Source organism: Streptomyces sp. CT34, assembly GCF_000805335.1.
GTDB lineage: Bacteria > Actinomycetota > Actinomycetes > Streptomycetales > Streptomycetaceae > Streptomyces.
Genome location: NZ_KN708638.1, coordinates 2,121,610 through 2,140,113, shown reverse-complemented (window position 1 = coordinate 2,140,113; position 18,504 = coordinate 2,121,610). Strand labels below are relative to the sequence as shown.

At 71.5% G+C, this 18,504-nt stretch carries 13 protein-coding genes; 7 read left to right on the top strand and 6 right to left on the bottom strand.

Translation table 11 applies throughout. The annotated features are described in order from the left end of the window. Nucleotides 1–13: 13 nt before the first annotated feature. A complete protein-coding gene (locus tag RZ84_RS09530) occupies nucleotides 14–1,120 on the top strand; it encodes a DivIVA domain-containing protein (protein WP_043263942.1) in 1,107 nt (368 codons plus the stop codon). 221 nt (nucleotides 1,121–1,341) lie between these two features. Here the strand turns inward: RZ84_RS09530 and ileS are convergent, their stop codons facing one another. Then, nucleotides 1,342–4,485: an isoleucine--tRNA ligase gene (gene ileS, locus RZ84_RS09525; protein ID WP_043263941.1), complete on the bottom strand. Its 3,144-nt coding sequence runs from the start codon at nucleotides 4,483–4,485 to the stop codon at nucleotides 1,342–1,344. A 586-nt stretch (nucleotides 4,486–5,071) separates the two neighbouring features. Here ileS and RZ84_RS36355 point away from each other — a divergent pair. The 4 genes from RZ84_RS36355 (at nucleotide 5,072) to RZ84_RS09500 (ending at nucleotide 9,393) form a co-directional block, all read left to right on the top strand. After that, the gene (locus tag RZ84_RS36355; protein ID WP_078893655.1) at nucleotides 5,072–5,947 is read left to right on the top strand and encodes a TraR/DksA family transcriptional regulator; all 876 of its coding nucleotides are present in this window, start codon (nucleotides 5,072–5,074) and stop codon (nucleotides 5,945–5,947) included. 124 nt (nucleotides 5,948–6,071) lie between these two features. Continuing rightward, complete coding sequence (gene lspA, locus RZ84_RS09510; protein ID WP_043263938.1) at nucleotides 6,072–6,674, top strand: signal peptidase II; 603 nt, start codon at nucleotides 6,072–6,074, stop codon at nucleotides 6,672–6,674. A gap of 93 nt (nucleotides 6,675–6,767) precedes the next feature. Beyond that, the gene (locus RZ84_RS09505; RefSeq protein ID WP_043263937.1) at nucleotides 6,768–7,709 is read left to right on the top strand and encodes an RluA family pseudouridine synthase; all 942 of its coding nucleotides are present in this window, start codon (nucleotides 6,768–6,770) and stop codon (nucleotides 7,707–7,709) included. Between the two features lie 91 nt (nucleotides 7,710–7,800). Further along, on the top strand, nucleotides 7,801–9,393 hold the full coding sequence (locus tag RZ84_RS09500) for a Na+/H+ antiporter (protein ID WP_043263936.1): 1,593 nt from the start codon (nucleotides 7,801–7,803) through the stop codon (nucleotides 9,391–9,393). A gap of 21 nt (nucleotides 9,394–9,414) precedes the next feature. Here RZ84_RS09500 and RZ84_RS09495 read toward each other — a convergent pair whose 3' ends face one another. Further along, a complete protein-coding gene (locus RZ84_RS09495; RefSeq protein WP_052230453.1) occupies nucleotides 9,415–10,512 on the bottom strand; it encodes a mechanosensitive ion channel family protein in 1,098 nt (365 codons plus the stop codon). Nucleotides 10,513–10,647: 135 nt separating this feature from the next. Here RZ84_RS09495 and RZ84_RS09490 point away from each other — a divergent pair, with 135 nt between their 5' ends. Continuing rightward, the gene (locus RZ84_RS09490; RefSeq protein WP_043263935.1) at nucleotides 10,648–11,253 is read left to right on the top strand and encodes a dienelactone hydrolase family protein; all 606 of its coding nucleotides are present in this window, start codon (nucleotides 10,648–10,650) and stop codon (nucleotides 11,251–11,253) included. Between the two features lie 107 nt (nucleotides 11,254–11,360). Here RZ84_RS09490 and RZ84_RS09485 read toward each other — a convergent pair whose 3' ends face one another. The 4 genes from RZ84_RS09485 to RZ84_RS09470 form a co-directional block, all read right to left on the bottom strand. Beyond that, nucleotides 11,361–12,281 (bottom strand): thioredoxin domain-containing protein, encoded by a 921-nt coding sequence (locus tag RZ84_RS09485; protein WP_043263934.1) that lies wholly within the window; start codon nucleotides 12,279–12,281, stop codon nucleotides 11,361–11,363. Nucleotides 12,282–12,343: 62 nt separating this feature from the next. Continuing rightward, complete coding sequence (locus RZ84_RS38005) at nucleotides 12,344–12,787, bottom strand: hypothetical protein (protein ID WP_107068099.1); 444 nt, start codon at nucleotides 12,785–12,787, stop codon at nucleotides 12,344–12,346. Between the two features lie 185 nt (nucleotides 12,788–12,972). Continuing rightward, nucleotides 12,973–13,821: a thioredoxin domain-containing protein gene (locus tag RZ84_RS09475; protein ID WP_043263932.1), complete on the bottom strand. Its 849-nt coding sequence runs from the start codon at nucleotides 13,819–13,821 to the stop codon at nucleotides 12,973–12,975. A gap of 103 nt (nucleotides 13,822–13,924) precedes the next feature. Further along, nucleotides 13,925–14,581 carry a hypothetical protein gene (locus RZ84_RS09470; RefSeq protein ID WP_043263931.1) on the bottom strand — a complete coding sequence of 219 codons (657 nt, stop codon included), beginning with the start codon at nucleotides 14,579–14,581 and terminating at the stop codon, nucleotides 13,925–13,927. Nucleotides 14,582–14,867: 286 nt separating this feature from the next. Between RZ84_RS09470 and dnaE the strand changes: the two genes are divergently transcribed. Next, nucleotides 14,868–18,425 carry a DNA polymerase III subunit alpha gene (dnaE, locus tag RZ84_RS09465; protein WP_043263930.1) on the top strand — a complete coding sequence of 1,186 codons (3,558 nt, stop codon included), beginning with the start codon at nucleotides 14,868–14,870 and terminating at the stop codon, nucleotides 18,423–18,425. Nucleotides 18,426–18,504 lie beyond the last annotated feature (79 nt).

Here is an 18,504-nt window from a genome sequence, read left to right as displayed (position 1 = left end):
AGGTGAAGTAGAGATGCCGTTGACCCCCGAGGACGTGCGGAACAAGCAGTTCACGACCGTCCGCCTCCGAGAAGGCTATGACGAGGACGAGGTCGATGCCTTCCTCGACGAGGTCGAAGCCGAACTGACCCGCCTGCTGCGGGAGAACGAGGACCTGCGCGCCAAGCTGGCCGCCGCCACTCGTGCCGCCGCGCAGAACCAGCAGCAGGGTCTGCGCAAGGGCCCCGACCAGCAGCAGGAGCAGCAGCAGCGGCCGGGGGCTCCGGTGCCCGCCGCCATATCCGGTCCGCAGCCGGTCCCGCCGCAGCAGCAGGGGATGGGTGGCCCGCCCCAACTGCCCGGTGGTGCACCGCAGCTGCCGCCCGGTCCCGGTGGCCACGGCCCGCAGGGCCCGCACGGTCCTGGTCCGATGGGCCCCAACGGTCCGATGGGTGGCCCGCTGGGCGGCCCCGGCGGACCGCAGCAGCTGCCGCAGGCGGCCCAGCAGCAGGGCGGCCCCGGCGGTGACAGCGCGGCGCGCGTGCTGTCGCTGGCACAGCAGACCGCCGACCAGGCGATCGCGGAGGCCCGTTCCGAGGCCAACAAGATCGTCGGCGAGGCGCGCAGCCGTGCCGAGGGCCTGGAGCGGGACGCCCGCGCCAAGGCCGACGCGCTGGAGCGGGACGCGCAGGAGAAGCACCGCGTGGCGATGGGGTCGCTGGAGTCGGCCCGCGCGACGCTGGAGCGCAAGGTCGAGGACCTGCGCGGCTTCGAGCGCGAGTACCGCACCCGCCTGAAGTCGTACCTGGAGAGCCAGCTGCGCCAGCTGGAGAACCAGGCCGACGACTCGCTGGCCCCGCCGCGGACCCCGGCGACCGCTTCGCTGCCGCCGTCCCCGTCGATGGCGTCGGCCGGTGCGGGCACCATGGGCGGCAACCACACCATGGGTGGCGGCCAGTCCCTGGGCGGCAACCACTCGATGAGCAGCCCGTCCAGCGGCGGTCCGTCCTACGGCGGGCAGCAGCAGATGTCGCCGGCGATGACGCAGCCGATGGCACCGGTGCGGCCCCAGGGCCCGTCGCCGATGCAGCAGACGCCGTCGCCGATGCGCGGCTTCCTCATCGACGAGGACGACAACTGACGCCCGAGCGGCGCGCGTAGTCGGCAATCAGGGCCGGGCCCCGAGGATCTCTCCTCGGGGCCCGGCCCTGTTTCGTGCTGCCGGTGCGGCGCGGGCCCGGTGCGGTGGGGTCGCACGTGTGGGGGGCGCGGCGGTGGTGCGCGGGGGGCGGACAAGAGCGCATGCCCCGGCGCGGAGTGCGCCGGGGCATGCGATGCGGGCCGGGGCCCGGGAGTGCTGCGTTACTCCTTGCGGAGGTGGAACGTCAGGGACAGCGACTCGTCGCTGAACGCCGGGCCGTACGACGCGTCCGGCTCACCGGCGGCGAAGTCGGTGGCCAGTACCTCGTCGGCGATCAGGGCGGCGTGGTCGGTCAGCGCCGTGCGCACGTCCTCGTCGGCGGTCCGCCAGCGCAGTGCGATCCGGTCGGCGACGTCGAGGCCGCTGTTCTTGCGGGCCTCCTGGATCAGCCGGATCGCGTCCCGGGCCAGGCCCGCACGGCGCAGCTCCGGGGTGATCTCCAGGTCGAGGGCGACGGTGGCGCCCGAGTCGGAGGCCACCGACCAGCCCTCGCGCGGGGTCTCGGTGATGATGACCTCGTCGGGGGCGAGGCTGACGGTCTCGCTGTCGACCTCGACGCTCGCCGTGCCCTGGCGCAGTGCGAGCGAGAGGGCCGCGGCGTCCGCCCCGGCGATGGCCTTGGCGACGGCCTGGACGCCCTTGCCGAACCGCTTGCCCAGTGCCCGGAAGTTGGCCTTGGCGGTGGTGTCCACCAGGGAGCCGCCCACCTCGGAGAGGGAAGCCAGCGAGCTGACGTTCAGTTCCTCGGCGATCTGGGCGCGCAGGTCCTCGGAGAGGTCCGCGAAACCATGGGCGCCGACCAGCGCGCGGGAGAGCGGCTGGCGGGTCTTCACCCCGGACTCGGCGCGGGTGGCGCGGCCCAGTTCGACCAGCCGGCGGACCAGCTGCATCTGGTCGGAGAGCGCCGGGTCGACGGCCGCCTGGTCGGCGACCGGCCAGGAGGAGAGGTGGACCGAGTCCGGGGCGTCCGGGGTGACCGGGACGACCAGGTCCTGCCAGACCCGCTCGGTGATGAACGGGGTGAGCGGGGCCATCAGGCGGGTCACCGTCTCGACGACCTCGTGGAGGGTGCGCAGCGCGGCCGGGTCGCCCTGCCAGAAGCGGCGGCGGGAACGGCGCACGTACCAGTTGGAGAGGTCGTCGACGAAGGCGGAGAGCAGCTTGCCGGCGCGCTGGGTGTCGAAGCCCTCCAGGGCGTCGGTGACCCCCTCGACCAGGGTGTTCAGCTCGCCGAGCAGCCAGCGGTCCAGCAGCGGGCGGTCGGCCGGGGCCGGATCGGCCGCGGACGGCGCCCAGTTGGAGGTGCGGGCGTACAGCGCCTGGAAGGCGACGGTGTTCCAGTACGTCAGCAGCGTCTTGCGGACGACTTCCTGGATGGTGTTGTGGCCCACCCGGCGGGCCGACCACGGCGAGCCGCCGGCGGCCATGAACCAGCGGACCGCGTCGGCGCCGTGCTGGTCCATGAGCGGGATCGGCTGGAGGATGTTGCCCAGGTGCTTGGACATCTTCCGGCCGTCCTCGGCGAGGATGTGGCCGAGGCAGACCACGTTCTCGTACGACGACTTGTCGAAGACGAGCGTGCCGACGGCCATCAGCGTGTAGAACCAGCCGCGGGTCTGGTCGATGGCCTCGGAGATGAACTGGGCCGGGTACCGCTTCTCGAAGAGCTCCTTGTTGCGGTACGGATAGCCCCACTGCGCGAACGGCATCGAGCCCGAGTCGTACCAGGCGTCGATGACCTCCGGGACGCGGGTGGCGGTGAGCGCGCAGCTCTCGTGGGTGCAGGCGAAGGTGATCTCGTCGATGAACGGGCGGTGCGGGTCCAGGCCGGACTGGTCGGTGCCGGTCAGCTCGGACAGCTCGGTGAGCGAGCCGACGCAGGTGAGGTGGCCCTCCGCGCAGCGCCAGATGGGCAGCGGGGTGCCCCAGTAGCGGTTGCGGGACAGCGCCCAGTCGATGTTGTTGTTGAGCCAGTCGCCGAACCGGCCGTGCTTGACCGACTCCGGGAACCAGTTGGTGTTCTCGTTCTCCCGCAGCAGGGCGTCCTTGACCGCGGTGGTGCGGATGTACCAGGACGGCTGGGCGTAGTAGAGCAGCGCGGTGTGGCAGCGCCAGCAGTGCGGGTAGCTGTGCTCGTAGGCGAGGTGGCGGAAGAGCAGACCGCGGGCGTCCAGGTCGGCGACCAGGGCCTCGTCGGCCTTCTTGAAGAACTGGCCGCCGACGAGCGGGAGTTGCTCCTCGAAGGTGCCGTCCGGGCGGACCGGGTTGACCACCGGGAGGCCGTACGCCCGGCAGGTCCTGAGGTCGTCCTCACCGAAGGCGGGGGCCTGGTGGACGAGGCCGGTGCCGTCGTCGGTGGTGACGTACTCGGCGTTGACGACGAAGTTGGCGCCGTCGAGGTCGACGAGCCGGAAGGGGCGCTCGTAGGCCCAGCGCTCCATCTCGCGGCCGGTGAAGGACTCGCCGGTGGCCGTCCAGCCCTCACCCAGCGCCTTCTCCAGCAGCGGCTCGGCGACGACCAGGTGCTCGGTGCCGTCGGTGGCGACGACGTACCTGACGTCGGGGTGGGCGGCGACGGCGGTGTTGGAGACCAGGGTCCAGGGGGTGGTCGTCCAGACCAGCAGGGCGGCCCGGCCGGCCAGCGGGCCGGAGGTCAGCGGGAGCCGGACGAAGACCGAGGGGTCGACGACCGTCTCGTAGCCCTGCGCCAGCTCGTGGTCCGACAGACCGGTGCCGCAGCGGGGGCACCAGGGGGCGACGCGGTGGTCCTGGACCAGCAGGCCCTTGGTGAAGATCTCCTTCAGCGACCACCACACCGACTCGATGTAGTCGGGGTCCATGGTGCGGTACGGGGCGTCCAGGTCGGTCCAGTAGCCCATCCGCGTCGTCAGCTCGGCGAAGGCGTCGGTGTGCCGGGTCACCGACTCGCGGCACCTGGCGTTGAACTCGGCGATGCCGTACGCCTCGATGTCCTTCTTGCCGTTGAAGCCCAGCTCCTTCTCCACGGCCAGCTCGACCGGGAGGCCGTGGCAGTCCCAGCCGGCCTTGCGGTCGACGTGGTAGCCCTGCATCGTGCGGAACCGGGGGAAGACGTCCTTGAAGACGCGGGCCTCGATGTGGTGGGCGCCGGGCATGCCGTTGGCCGTCGGGGGGCCCTCGTAGAAGACCCACTCGGGGCGGCCCTCGGACTGCTGGAGGGTACGGGCGAAGACCTTCTGCTCCCGCCAGAAGTCGAGCACCGCGTGCTCAAGGGCGGGCAGGTCTACCTGTGCGGGTACCTGGCGGTACCGGGGCTGCGGACTCATCGGGCTTCCTCCGGCGGACAGCTGCTGCGTTCTCCGTCCGGAGGGACGAGAGCCCTGGCTCCCGCGGTACCACCCTCCTTGGCGGTGCGGCTGCACCGCCCCCTCATTGGGGTCGCGCTGCCGGGTCTACTCGCCGGGGACGATCCGCGGCCCGTGGGCGGGCCCACTGTCCCAAGCTTTCTTCCGGCGGCTCCGGGGTGATCTTCACGTCATGCACGCCCCCGGGCTCGCACCGTCCCCGGGTCGCTGCAGGCTGCGTATGACGCTACTCGTCCCATCAATGCCTTTCGCTCCGCCCAGTGTACGGGGCCGCGCCGACAGCGGCCGACCGGATTTCCCCGGACGGCCCCCGCCCGCCCGCCCCGCCCCGCCGCCCGGCGGGTGACCCGAATGGCGATACGCGGGGCTCCGGGGCTCGCGGGCGGATTACGGGGCGGGGAGCGGGGCACAACCGAGGCAGACCGGACTTTCCGGGTCCGGTGGCGGGGCGGTCGGGCGGTGCGTCCCGTTGCCGCGTGCCGTGAGGCGATTTATCGTTCCCGTCACGATTCGCGAACAAGATCACATATGTGAAGGGGTCGCGGCCATGGTGGCGAAAAAGACCGCCGCGGGGAAGAGCACGACGCCTGCCGAACTCGCCGACGAGGCCGTCGCGCGGCAGCCCGCCCACAAGAAGGCGGCCCGGCAGCCGGCGGCTCCCGAGAAGGCCGCCCCGAAGAAGACGGCGGCGAGGAAGACGGCGCCCGCCAAGGCCGCGGCGAAGAAGACTGCGACCAAGAAGGCCGCGGCGAAGAAGGCCGCGACAAAGAAGGCTGCGGCGAAGAAGACCGTGGCCAAGAAGACCGTGGCGAAGAAGACCGTGGCCAAGAAGACCGTGGCCAAGAAGGCCACGGCCAAGAAGACGGCCGCGGGGAAGAAGGCCGTGGACCATGCGCCGGCCGGGAAGGCCGCGGCGGTGGCGAAGAAGACGGGAGCCGAGACCGTGGTGGCGAAGAGGACGGCGGCCACGTCCGCCGAGGAGCACGGCGGGGAGTCCGCGGTGCCGTCGGTGCGTACCGCCGCGGCCCCCGGCGAGCTCGCCGTACGGCCGGGTGAGGACCCCTGGACGCCCGCGGAGGTGGCCGAGGCGCGGACCGAGCTGATGGGGGAGGTGGGCCGGCTGCGGGCCGAGATCGTCGCCGCCGAGGACGCCATCGCCGGGCTGATGCGGGACTCCGGCGACGGCGCCGGCGACGACGAGGCCGACACCGGCACCAAGAACATCACCCGCGAGCACGAGCTGGCACTGGCCTCCAACGCCCGCGAGATGCTGCAACAGACCGAGCGCGCCCTGGGCCGGCTGGACGCGGGCACGTACGGCCTGTGCGAGAACTGCGGCAGGCCGATCGGCAAGGCCCGGATGCAGGCGTTCCCGCGGGCGACGCTGTGCGTGGAGTGCAAACAGCAGCAGGAGCGGCGCTGACCTGACCCGGGAGCGGCTCGTGGCGGGCGGGGCCCATCCCGCCCGCTGCCGTATGCGGGTGCCGTACTCTCGTGGTCAGCCGGGCACGGCCCGGTTGTGGACTCGACGGGCTAGGGACTCACACGTGGCAGAGGCGGAACGCATCACCGGTACGCCGGAATCCGAGCCGGGTTCCGGGGCGGAACCCGCGGCGGGATCCGAAGGGGGACGGCCGGCGGAGGGCGCGCGGGGCGCCGGGCGCGGCAAGCGGCGGATCGCCGCGCTGCTCGTGGTGGCCGCGATCGTCTACCTGCTCGATCTGGGCAGCAAACTGGCGGTGGTCGCCAGGCTGGAGCACCATCAGCCGGTCGAGGTCATCGGGACGCTGTTGCAGTTCGAGGTGATCCGCAACCGCGGCGCGGCGTTCTCCATCGGCGAGGCGCTGACGATCTTCCTCAGCATCATCGCGACCGTGGTGATCGTGGTGATCTTCCGGATCGCCCGCAAGCTCTACAGCCTCCCCTGGGCGATCGCGCTCGGGCTGCTGCTGGGCGGTGCGTTCGGCAATCTCACGGACCGGATCTTCCGCTCGCCGGGCGTCTTCCAGGGCGCCGTCGTGGACTTCATCGCCCCGGCGCACTTCGCGGTCTTCAACCTCGCCGACTCCGCGATCGTCTGCGGCGGCGTGCTGATCGTGCTGCTCTCCTTCCGGGGGCTGGACCCCGACGGGACCGTGCACAAGAACTGAGCGGCGGGGGAGCGGGCCCCGGGCGTCCGGGGACCGGGACCGGGTGCCCGCCGCCGGAACAGGGCACCGTCGCGGGGCTGACATACTCGTGGGGTGAGCACCCTTCCCGAGATCCGCACCCTGCCCGTACCGGACGGCCTGGAGGGCGAGCGCGTGGACGCCGCGCTGGCCCGCATGTTCGGCTTCTCCCGTACGAAGGCGGCCGAGCTGGCCGCGGCCGGCAAGGTGCGGGTGGACGGCTCCGAGGTGATGAAGTCCGAGCGGGTCCGCGGGGGCGCCTGGCTGGAAGTCGAGATGCCGCAGGCCGCGCCGCCGGTGGAGATCGTCGCGGAGCCCGTCGAGGGCATGGAGATCGTGCACGACGACGACGACATCGTCGTGATCGTCAAGCCCGTGGGGGTCGCCGCGCACCCCAGCCCGGGCTGGACCGGCACCACCGTCATCGGCGGTCTGGCCGCGGCCGGTTACCGCATCTCCACCTCCGGGGCGGCCGAGCGGCAGGGCATCGTGCACCGCCTCGACGTCGGGACGTCGGGCCTGATGGTGGTCGCGAAGTCGGAGCGCGCGTACACCCTGCTCAAGCAGCAGTTCCGGGAGCGCACCGTCGACAAGCGCTACCACGCGCTGGTCCAGGGGCACCCGGACCCGATGAGCGGCACCATCGACGCCCCCATCGGGCGGCACCCGCAGCACGACTACAAGTGGGCGGTCACCGCCGACGGCAAGGCGTCGGTGACGCACTACGACCTCATCGAGGCGTTCCGGGCGGCCAGTCTGCTGGACATCAAGCTGGAGACCGGGCGCACGCACCAGATCCGGGTGCACATGGCCGCGCACCGGCACCCCTGCGTGGGCGACCTGACCTACGGGGCGGACCCCACCCTCGCCAAGCGGCTGGGCGTCGGGCGGCAGTGGCTGCACGCGGTGCGGCTGGGGTTCGAGCACCCCTCGGACGGGCGCCGGGTCGAGTTCGAGAGCGCGTATCCGGACGACCTCCAGCACGCGCTGGACACGGTCCGGGACGAGAGCTACTGAGGGACGAGCGACCGGCAAAGCGGGCATACGTCCGCTTCGTGGCAGGCTTGGGTCGGAATGTGATCGAAAACGACCCCGGAGCGTCGCCACCGTGGACCAGCTGGCCCTGATCTTCGTCCTGCTGCTCGGAGCCGTGGTCATGGTTCCGGTCGGCGACCGGCTGGGGCTCCCGTCGCCGGTGCTGATGACGCTCGGCGGTGCGGTGCTGGCGCTGCTGCCGTTCGTGCCCAACGTCCAGGTGCCGCCGGAGTTCATCCTGCCCATCGTGCTGCCGCCGCTGCTCTACGCGGCCGTCCAGCGCACCTCCTGGCGGCAGTTCACCGCCAACATCCGGCCGATCTTCCTGCTCGCCGTGCTGCTGGTGTTCGCCACCACGGCGGCGGTGGCGGCGGTCGCGCAGGCGGTGGTGCCCGGGATGCCGCTGGCCGCCGCGGTGGTGCTCGGCGCGCTGGTCGCCCCGCCGGACCCGGTCGCCGCGACCGCGGTCGCCGGCAAGCTCGGGCTGCCCCGCCGGATGGTCTCCATCCTGGAGGGCGAGGGGCTGTTCAACGACGTCACCGCCATCGTGCTCTACCACGTCGCGCTCGCCGCGGTGCTCAGCGGCACGTTCTCGGTGCCCGGGGCGGTGGGCTCGCTGGTGCTGTCCGCGGTCGTCGCGACGGCGGTCGGGCTGGCGCTCGGCTGGGTGGCCAACAAGCTGATGGGACTGCTGGGCGATCCGACGCTCCAGATCGGGCTGACGCTGCTGGTGCCGTTCGTGGCGTACGTGCTGGCCGAGGAGTTCCGCGGGTCGGGTGTGCTGGCGGTGCTGGTCTGCGCGCTCTTCCTGGCGGAGTACGCGGTCGACGCCGACGACGTGCTGGGCCGGCTCGCCGGCTACACCTTCTGGGAGGTCGTCGACACCCTCGTCACCGGGGTCGCCTTCGGGCTGATCGGCCTGGAGCTGCACAACATCTTCGGGGCGGCGTCCGGCCGTTGGGGCCAGATGCTCGGCGCGGGGGCGGCGGTCGTCGCGGTGGTGGTGGCGGTGCGCCTGGTGTGGCTGCTGCCCGCCGCCTGGCTGGCCAAGCGGATGCACCGGCGCCGCGACATCGACGAGGACATCCCGATGAGCTGGCGCGAGACGGTCATCATGTGGTGGTCGGGGATGCGCGGGGTGGCCTCGGTGGCGCTGGCGCTGGCCATTCCGTACGGGGTGGACGGCGGCCCCTTCCCGGCCCGCGACGAGATCCTCTTCATCGCCTTCGCGGTGGTGCTCGCCACGCTGCTCGTCCAGGGGCTGACGCTGCCCTGGCTGGTGCGCCGGCTGCGGGTGCGGGCCGACACCGACGCCGAGGACGCGCTGGAACGGGAGCTGGCACTGCGGGTGATCAAGGCGTCCAAGCGGCGGCTGCGGGAGATCCTGGAGGTCGAGGAGGTGCCCGAGGAGGTCGCCGACCAGCTGTCCCGCAGGGCGTACGACATCGGGGCCCGGATCGCGCCGGACATCGTCGACGACGAGCGGCGCGAGCTGTTCGAGAAGCGCATCTCGCGGATGAAGAGGGTGCAGCGCATCCAGGGCGAGATGCTGTCGGCGGCGCGGCACGAGGTGCTGGCGGCGCGCAGCGAGCCGGGCGCGGACCCGGAGATCGTCGACCGGGTGCTGCGCCACCTGGACATACGGAGCCTGCGCGGGACTCCATGAGGCCGGCGGCGGGACCCGGCGTCAGCGCTCCGGCCCGTCGTCGGCCCGCGGGTCCGGCCGGACGGCGTGCAGCGTCTCGTGGGCGGACGGCGCGGGGGCGGTGGCGATCCGCGGCAGCGCGTAGGCGTGCTCGGTGCGCAGCCACTCGATCATCCGCTCGCGGACCTGGCAGCGCACCGTCCAGATGTGGTCCGAGTCCCGGGCGGTGACCAGGGCGCGCACCACGATGGTGGACGGCGTGGTGTCGGTGACCACCAGGCTCCAGGACCGGCCGTCCCACTCCGGGCACTCCTGGAGGATCTCGTGCAGCCGCTGCCGCATCTTCTCCACGGGCGCGGAGTGGTCGAGGTGGAAGAAGACCGCACCGGTCATCTGGGAGCCGCCGCGCGACCAGTTCTCGAACGGCTTGCTGGTGAAGTACGAGACCGGCATGGTGATCCGGCGCTCGTCCCAGGTCCGGACGCTCAGGAACGTCAGGGTGATCTCCTCGACCGTGCCCCACTGGCCGTTCACCACCACGGTGTCCCCGATGCGCACCATGTCGCCGAACGCGATCTGGAGCCCGGCGAAGAGATTGCCGAGGGTGGACTGGGCGGCGACACCGGCGACGACGCCGATCAGCCCGGCCGACGCCAGCACCGACGTGCCGACCGCGCGCATCTCCGGGAACGTCAGCAGCATCGAGGCCGCCGCGACGACGACCAGCACGGCGGTGACCACCCGCTGGATCACCGTCACCTGGGTCCGCACCCGCCGCACCCGCGCCGCGTCGTGCCCGCGCGCCGCGTAGCGGGAGTACGAGGACTCCACGATCGCCGCCGCCGCCCGTATGGCCAGCCAGGCGGTGGCCGCGATCAGCACCAGGGTCAGCGCCCGGCCGATGCCGACCGTGTGGTCTTCGACGAACGGGAGCCGGGTCTCGTCGTACGCCCCGCGCAACAGGGCCGTGCACAGCACGACTTGGAGCGGTATCCGGCAGCGCCGCAGCAGCCCCCACAACGGGGTCTCCGGGTGCCGGGCGTCGATCCGGTGCAGGGTGCGGTCGATGATCCAGACCACGATGAGCGTGACCACGATCGAGCCGCCGATGACGGCGATCGGGCGCAGCACGTCCTCCAGGGACACGGGACCTCCTCGGTGCCGGTGCGCCGCGCGGAGTGCTCCGCGGGCCGGTGCGGTGTGCTCGTGCCGGTCTCCTCGACGGTAGCTGGCACGATGGGGGAAGAGCGATCCAACCCCAGGGAAGTGATGTCAGTGCCCGCCTCCACCGAGCCCGCGACCAGCGGTTCCTCCACCATCGTGCTGTTTCATTCGGTGTGCGGGCTGCGCCCCGCGGTGCACGCCGGCGCGGACCGGTTGCGTGCCGCGGGCCATGAGGTGATCGTGCCCGACCTGTTCGACGGGCGGACCGCGGACTCGGTCCCGGACGGCATCCTGATCAAGGACGAGATCGGCAAGGAGGAGCTCCTCAGGCGCGCCATCACGGCCGTCGCCCCGTATTCCGACCGCGGGCTGGTCTACGCCGGGTTCTCCTTCGGCGGCGCGGTCGCGCAGAACCTGGCGCTGGGCGACGAGAAGACCCGCGGGCTGCTCCTGCTGCACGGCACCTCCGACATCGCCGAGGGCACGGTGGCCGACGACCTGCCGGTGCAGCTGCACGTCGCCGACCCGGACCCGTACGAGCCGCACGACTGGCAAAACGCCTGGTACCTCCAGATGCGCCGGGCGGGCGCGGACGTCGAGGTGTTCCGCTACGCCGGCGCCGGCCACCTCTTCACCGACCCCGAGCTGCCGGACCACGACGCGGAGGCGGCGGAGAGCGCCTGGAAGGTGGCGCTGGGATTCCTGGCCGGGCTCTGAGCCCGGACCGGGCGGGCGTCCGGTGCGCCCCGGGAAAACGCCCGCCCGGGTCCTCTTCTCCTCTTCCGCTGCCGTCCCGGTCTTCCGCTACCGTCCCGGCACGGCGCTCAGCTGCCGCTCGTCGGGTCCTTCTCGCCCGGGGCGATGCCCTGGCCGCCGCCGTTCTGCGCGCCGTTCTGGCCGCCGTTCCTCGCCGGGCCGAACTCCTTGTCGATCATCTTGCGGAAGTTGGCCCGCGCGAGCTGGTTGTACTGCTCCTGCGTCATCTGCTGCGGCGGGATCTCGGGCAGTACCAGCTTCTTGTCGCCGTGCATGAACGTGGGGGTGCCTCGGACGCCCTTGCGGCCGAAGAGCGCCGTCATCTCCATCGCCCAGCGGTTGTACGTGCCGTTCCTGACGGCCGCCTCGAACGCCTTGTTGCCCTTCAGCTCCGGGACGTCGGCCGCGACCTTGAGCAGCTCGGAGTCCTTGGCGTAGAGGTCCTCGCGCTCGTCGGGGTGGTACTTGGCCGAGTACAGCGCGGACTTGTACTTCAGGAACGCGTCCGGGCCGACGTTCAGCGCCGCGCCCAGCGCGCTCAGCGCCTTCTTGGAGCCCTCGCCGCCGGACGCGCCGTCGATGAAGGTGTACATGGTGTAGCGGACCTTGAACCGGCCCTCGCCGAGGTCCTTGAGCAGCTCCTTGCCGGCGCTCTGCTCGAAGGCCGCGCACGCCGGGCAGCGGACGTCCTCGAAGACCTCCAGGGTCTCCTTGGCGTTCCTGTCGCCGAGCAGGATCTCGGTGCCGTTCTTGCCCTGGGTGTGCGCCGGGGTGACCAGCTTGGCCTCCTTGGCGGCCTCCCAGCCGGTCGGCTGGTTCGCCTTGACCACCGCGAAGCCGACGCCGCCGGCGACCGCGAGGACGCCGATGACCGAGGCGGCCACGACGAGTTGGCGGCGCAGCCGGGCCCGCTTCTTCTCGCGCTCGCGCTCGGCGCGGATCCGCTCGCGGGCCGCCTGCCTGCTGACCTGGTTGTCGGGGTTGCTCATGGGGGGTGTCCGTTTCCTTGGGTTCCTGCGGAGCTGCGCCGGCCGATGGCGGCACGGGTGCTTCAGAGGGCTGCCGGGGCGGGCGGGCCGCGGCGCGGTGCGCCGGGCGCGAGGACGGAGAGTGGGCGGGCCGTCGGCAGCGGGTGCGGCGGGCCGGCGGGGGCCGGGGCGGCGGCGGGATGCCCGGCGCTCGGCGGCCGGGGGGCGGCCCACTGAGGAGGGGCCGGCGGCAGCGGGCCGGCGGGGTGGGCGGCCCGCTCCAGGGGGAGCGGCGGCGCGGCGGTCCGCCCGCGGCCGGGGGTGCGGCCGGAACGTGCGGACGCCGCGGTGCGGACGCCGGCGCGGACCGCGGCGGGCGGCGCGGGCGGTAACGGGGCGCGGGGGAGCGGGACTTGGGCGGTCGCGGTGGCGCACGGCGCGGTACACGGCGCCGCGCGCACCGCCCTGAGCCGGTCCCCGGACCGGGCCCCGGGCCGGGCCGCCGGACGGACTCCCGTCGCCTGCACGGTCGGGAGTCTGCCACGGCCACGACGGAACGCCGGGTCAAGATTTGGCATCGGCCGGTGTGCCCGGCACACCGGCCGGGGTGCCGGGGCGGTGCCCCGGCACCTGCCGCCCCGGGCTCACAACTCCCGGGTCAGCGTGCCGGATTCAGGACCTGTCGACCTGTTTCGGGACCTGTCGACCTGTTTCAGGACTTGAGGTTCTTGTCGACCATGGAGTTGAAGTCGGCGACCGTGGACGGCGCGACCTTGCCCTGCGGGCTGTCCGTACCCAGCGTCGTGCCGTTCATCTTCAGCGTCGGGGTGCTGGTGACGTCCTTGTGGGAGTTGAAGGCGTTGGACATCGCCATCGCCCACGCGTTGAACTTGCCGGACTTGACGTCCTTCTGGAAGGCGGCGTTGCCCTTGAGTGCCGGGACGGTGTCGGCGACCTTCAGCAGGTAGCTGCTGTCGGCGAACTTGTCCGGGCCGGTCTCCTCCGGGTGGAACTGCTTCGAGAACAGTGCGTACTTGTACTTCAGGAAGGCGTCGGTGGAGACGTTCAGCGCGGCGCCCAGGGCGCTCAGCGCGTTCTTGGAGCCGGTGCCCTGGAGGTTGCCGTCCAGGAAGGTGCCGATGTGGTACGACGCCTTGTACTTGCCGTCGTTGATGTCCTTCTCGACGGTCGTGCCGACGTTCTCCTCGAAGGCGGCGCAGCCGGGGCAGCGCGGGTCCTCGAAGACGTCGAGGGTGTTCTTGGCGTCGGGCTTGCCGATGACGACGGTGGTGCCGTCGGGGCCGCTGGTGTGGGCGGGCGGCACCGCCTTCGCCTTGGCGGCCTTCGCCCAGACGTCGGCCGCCGAGCCGCCGGAGCCGCTGTCGCCGCCGGAGTTGGCGACGGCGAAGCCGATGCCGCCGGCCACCGCCAGCACGGCGACGACCGCGCCGCCGACGATCAGCTGCCGGCGGGTCTTCTCCTTCTTGGCCTGCCGCTCGCGCTCGGCGCGCAGCCGCTCGCGGGCTGCCTGCTTGTTGGCCTGGTTGTTGCGGTTGCTCATGACTGTTCCTGCTCCGTGGGGTCCGTGGTCCAGGGGGACGGGGTGCGTGCTGTCGGCGGCGGATGCGCCCGAGGGCCGCTCCGCGCGCTGCCGGGCCGGGGCCTCAGGCAGCGAGCGCGCAGGGCGGGCCGCGGCGCACCACGGAGTGCACGAGCAGGGGGACGGCGCGAGCCGGGCGGGAGGTCCGTACGGGGGCGGGCACCGCGCGGCGCGGGGCGGCGGCCCGGCCGATGACCGCGACCGCGATCAGCAGCGGGCGGAAGGCGAAGCCGGCCACCGCGCCCAGCAGCTGCGTCAGCGCGGCCTCGCCGCGGCGCAGCCAGCCGGCCGCCAGCAGCCCGACGGCCAGGTGGACGGCGAGCAGCAGCAGCCAGGCCGGGGCCGGGGCGGCGCCCTCCCGGGCCAGCCGCGCCAGCGGGGTGCCGACCGGGCCGCCGCCGCACAGCAGCCCCATGCCCAGGGAGAAGGGGCCGCCCGTCGGGGCGCCGTCCGGTCCGTAGCAGGTGTGCTGGCCGATGCTGAAGACGACGTCGGCGGCCAGCTCCAGGGGGAGCAGCAGCGCGGCGATCCGCCAGTAGCCGCGCTCGCGGCCGGCCAGTGCGTAGGCGAGTGCGAACACGGCGGCGAAGAGCCCGGCGACGGTGGCCGGGGGCAGCGGCATACGGGACAGCAGCACGTGGGACGCCGCGGACAGCGTCACGCACAGCGCCGCGAAGAGCGCCGCGCGCAGCGTCCGCAGATGTGCCGCCGAGATGTCCATTGGTAGCGAGTGTGCCATGCGTCGGGCCGAGCGGCTGCTAAGAGGGGGTGAAGCGGTGTGTAGGGGAGAAAGGGGATGAATGGCAGGTGACCGTTCGCGCACCTTTCCGGATCGGCTGGCGGCGCGGGGAGCCGGGCCCCGGTGGGGCGGCTCCGCGGGGCTTCTCCGGGTGTCCCGCGGGGGTGCGCGGTCGCCCGGAGCGAGGCTGACTGTCGGTCCGGCGCCGTAGACTTCAACACCGCCCCATCCATCCCCCTGCGCACTGCTTTCCCGGAGGTTCAGCGCCGTGGCCCCCTCGTCCAGGCCCCCTTTCACGCACCTGCACGTCCACACGCAGTACTCGCTGCTGGACGGTGCGGCGCGGTTGAAGGACATGTTCAACGCGTGCAACGAGATGGGCATGACGCACATCGCCATGTCCGACCACGGCAATCTCCACGGCGCCTACGACTTCTTCCACAGCGCGCAGAAGGCCGGGGTGACGCCGATCATCGGCATCGAGGCGTACGTGGCCCCGGAGTCCCGGCGCAACAAGCGCAAGATCCAGTGGGGCCAGCCGCACCAGAAGCGCGATGACGTCTCCGGTTCGGGTGGTTACACCCACAAGACCATCTGGGCGGCCGACAAGACGGGTCTGCACAACCTCTTCCGGCTGTCCTCGGACGCGTACGCCGAGGGCTGGCTCCAGAAGTGGCCGCGGATGGACAAGGAGACCCTCTCCCAGTGGTCCGAGGGCCTGATCGCCTCCACCGGCTGCCCCTCGGGCGAGCTGCAGACCCGGCTGCGCCTGGGCCAGTACGACGAGGCGCTGAAGTCGGCCGCCGAATACCAGGAGATCTTCGGCAAGGACCGGTATTTCCTGGAGCTGATGGACCACGGGATCGAGATCGAGCGCCGGGTGCGCGACGGCCTCCTGGACATCGGCAAGAAGCTCGGCATCCCCCCGCTGGTCACCAACGACTCGCACTACACCTACGCCCATGAGGCGACCGCGCACGACGCGCTGCTGTGCATCCAGACCGGCAAGAACCTCTCCGACCCGGACCGCTTCAAGTTCGACGGCACCGGCTACTACCTCAAGTCCACCGACGAGATGTACGCCATCGACTCCTCGGACGCCTGGCAGGAGGGCTGCCGCAACACCCTCCTGGTCGCCGAGCAGGTCGACACGACCGGCATGTTCGAGAAGCGCGACCTGATGCCGAAGTTCGAGATCCCGGAGGGCTTCACCGAGGTCACCTGGTTCCAGGAGGAGGTCCGGGTCGGCATGCAGCGCCGGTTCCCGGGCGGCGTTCCCGAGGACCGCCAGAAGCAGGCCGAGTACGAGATGGACGTCATCATCCAGATGGGGTTCCCGGGCTACTTCCTCGTGGTCGCCGACTTCATCATGTGGGCCAAGAACAACGGCATCGCGGTGGGCCCCGGCCGCGGCTCGGCGGCCGGTTCGATCGTCGCCTACGCGATGGGCATCACCGACCTCGACCCGATCGAGCACGGGCTGATCTTCGAGCGGTTCCTCAACCCCGAGCGCGTCTCGATGCCCGACGTCGACATCGACTTCGACGAGCGCAGGCGCGTCGAGGTGATCAGGTACGTGACGGAGAAGTACGGCGCCGACAAGGTCGCCATGATCGGCACCTACGGCAAGATCAAGGCCAAGAACGCCATCAAGGACTCCGCCCGCGTCCTGGGCTACCCGTACGCCATGGGCGACCGCCTCACCAAGGCGATGCCCGCCGACGTCCTCGGCAAGGGCATCGACCTGGACGGCATCACCAACCCCGAGCACCCCCGCTACAGCGAAGCCGGCGAGATCCGGGGGATGTACGAGAGCGAGCCGGACGTCAAGAAGGTCATCGACACCGCCAAGGGCGTCGAGGGCCTGGTGCGCCAGATGGGCGTGCACGCCGCCGGCGTGATCATGTCCAGCGAGCCCATCGTCGACCACGCCCCGCTCTGGACGCGGCACACCGACGGCGTGACCATCACGCAGTGGGACTACCCACAGTGCGAGTCGCTCGGCCTGCTCAAGATGGACTTCCTGGGCCTGCGCAACCTCACGATCATGGACGACGCCGTCAAGATGGTGAAGGCCAACAAGGGCATCGAGCTGGAGCTGCTCTCCGTACCGCTCGACGACCCCAAGACCTTCGAACTCCTCTGCCGCGGCGACACCCTCGGCGTCTTCCAGTTCGACGGCGGCCCGATGCGTTCGCTGCTGCGCCAGATGCAGCCCGACAACTTCGAGGACATCTCCGCCGTCTCGGCCCTGTACCGGCCGGGCCCGATGGGCATGAACTCGCACATCAACTACGCGGAGCGGAAGAACGGCCGCCAGGAGATCACCCCGATCCACAAGGAGCTCGAAGAGCCCCTGAAGGAGACCCTGGGACTGACCTACGGCCTGATCGTCTACCAGGAGCAGGTGCAGAAGGCCGCCCAGATCATCGCCGGGTACTCCCTCGGCGAGGCCGACATCCTCCGCCGCGTCATGGGCAAGAAGAAGCCCGAGGAGCTGGCGAAGAACTTCGTGCTCTTCCAGGAGGGCGCGAAGAAGAAGGGCTTCTCCGACGAGGCCATCCAGGCGCTGTGGGACGTCCTGGTCCCGTTCGCCGGCTACGCCTTCAACAAGGCGCACTCCTCCGCGTACGGCCTGGTCACCTACTGGACCGCCTACCTCAAGGCCAACTACCCGGCCGAGTACATGTCCGCGCTGCTCACCTCGGTGCGCGACGACAAGGACAAGTCCGCGGTCTATCTGAACGAGTGCCGCCGCATGGGCATCAAGGTGCTCCCGCCGAACGTCAATGAGTCCGAGGCGAACTTCGCCGCCCAGGGCGACGACGTCATCCTCTTCGGCCTCACCGCGGTGCGCAACGTCGGCCAGAACGTGGTCGACTCGATCATCCGCTGCCGCAAGGCCAAGGGGAAGTACGCCTCGTTCCCCGACTACCTCGACAAGGTCGACGCGGTCGTCTGCAACAAGCGCACCACCGAGTCGCTCATCAAGGCGGGCGCCTTCGACGAGATGGGCCACACCCGCAAGGGGCTGACGGCGCACTACGAGGCGATGATCGACAACGTCGTCCAGGTCAAGCGCAAGGAAGCCGAGGGGCAGTTCGACCTCTTCGGCGGGATGGGCGACTCCGGCGACGGCGCTTCCGACGGGCCCGGCTTCGGGCTGGACGTGGAGTTCTCGGACGTCGAGTGGGACAAGACCTATCTCCTCGCCCAGGAGCGCGAGATGCTCGGTCTCTATGTCTCCGACCACCCGCTGTTCGGCCTGGAGCACGTGCTCAGCGACAAGGCCGACGCCGCCATCGCCCAACTGACCGGCGGCGACTACGCGGACGGCTCGATCGTCACCATCGGCGGCATCATCTCCGGCCTCCAGCGCAAGATGACCAAGCAGGGCAACGCCTGGGCGATCGCCACCGTCGAGGACCTGGCCGGCTCCATCGACTGCATGTTCTTCCCGGCGACGTACCAGCTGGTGTCCACCCAACTCGTCGAGGACACCGTGGTGTTCGTCAAGGGCCGGCTCGACAAGCGGGAGGACGTGCCGCGGCTGGTCGCCATGGAGATGATGGTCCCCGACCTCTCGGAGGCGGGCACCAACGCCCCGGTGACGATCACCATTCCGACGGTGAAGGTCACCCCGCCGATGGTGGAGAAGCTGGGCGAGGTGCTGAGCAGCCACCGCGGTTCGACGGAGGTGCGCATCAAACTCCTGGGCGCCCGCAAGACCACGGTGCTCCGCCTGGACCGTCATCGGGTCACGCCCGACCCGTCGCTGTTCGGCGATCTGAAGGTGCTGCTGGGCCCGTCCTGCCTGGCGGGCTGATCCGCCGCGGGCCGCGTTCGGCCCGGCCCGTGCACTGAGGGGCGCGCCCGCGCGATGCGGGCGCGCCCCTCACGTCGCC

Coding starts and splice junctions, on each gene's coding strand:
- RZ84_RS09470 (WP_043263931.1), bottom strand. CDS start 14,581: ATGGACATCTCGGCGGCACATCTGCGGACGCTGCGCGCGGCGCTCTTC.
- RZ84_RS09530 (WP_043263942.1), top strand. CDS start 14: ATGCCGTTGACCCCCGAGGACGTGCGGAACAAGCAGTTCACGACCGTC.
- RZ84_RS36355 (WP_078893655.1), top strand. CDS start 5,072: ATGGTGGCGAAAAAGACCGCCGCGGGGAAGAGCACGACGCCTGCCGAA.
- RZ84_RS09485 (WP_043263934.1), bottom strand. CDS start 12,281: ATGAGCAACCCCGACAACCAGGTCAGCAGGCAGGCGGCCCGCGAGCGG.
- ileS (WP_043263941.1), bottom strand. CDS start 4,485: ATGAGTCCGCAGCCCCGGTACCGCCAGGTACCCGCACAGGTAGACCTG.
- RZ84_RS09475 (WP_043263932.1), bottom strand. CDS start 13,821: ATGAGCAACCGCAACAACCAGGCCAACAAGCAGGCAGCCCGCGAGCGG.